Below are 678 nucleotides of genomic sequence, written 5' to 3'. Positions count from 1 at the left end.
CGCTATGCGTCGCAGATTTTTGAGGGGCGCAATCAACTGCGCAACCTCGGTGGTGCGCCGAATATGGTTATTCAGCTTATGCACCCGCTGACGGGTAATGAGGCCGCTATTGGCTTGAATTTGGCCGTGAATAAATCTCAAAGAGACGCGGCGTTGCGGGCGAAAGAAACCGGTGTGATTACGGTTGCTGGGCCGGTTAATTTGGCCCAAGGCGGGCAGGGATTTATTGGCCGTGTACCCGTATTTAGTCATAGTCCAGGCAATGATCGTGAGTTTTGGGGTTTAGTATCGGCAGTGATTGATCTGGAACGTTTTTATCGTGAAAGCGGAGTGTTTGATGCAAACATCGAAATAGCAATCAAAGGGCGCGACGGCACTGGTGCCGCAGGCGATCTTTTTTACGGGGCACCTGAATTATTGACTAAAAATCCCGTGCTGTTAAATGTCAAGCTACCCAATGGCTCCTGGCAGCTTGCCGCCGCGCCGCTTCAAGGTTGGACTGCCGTGCCGCCCAATAATTTTTGGTTGCGCATGCTGATGGCCATCACGATTTTAATGTTGTCGTTACCAATTTTGGCACTAATAGTAAACCAGCGGGCCCGCCAACAAGAGCAAGCGCGCTTGCGGAGTTTGTTTTTTCGCTCAAGTTTAGGTATCGCTCTTTGTGATAACAGTACC

Annotated in this window: 1 protein-coding gene; it reads left to right on the top strand. The window is 50.6% G+C overall.

Annotated features, from left to right (window positions below):
* A partial coding sequence (locus ACFQEU_RS17200) for a CHASE domain-containing protein (protein WP_379784126.1) occupies positions 1 to 678 on the top strand: 678 nt, incomplete at both ends.

The organism is Halorubrum tibetense, from assembly GCF_042661865.1.
GTDB classification, from domain to species: Archaea; Halobacteriota; Halobacteria; order Halobacteriales; family Haloferacaceae; genus Halorubrum; species Halorubrum tibetense.
Note: the sequence above shows the minus strand (reverse complement) of the source record. Positions and strands in the feature narration are given on the sequence as shown.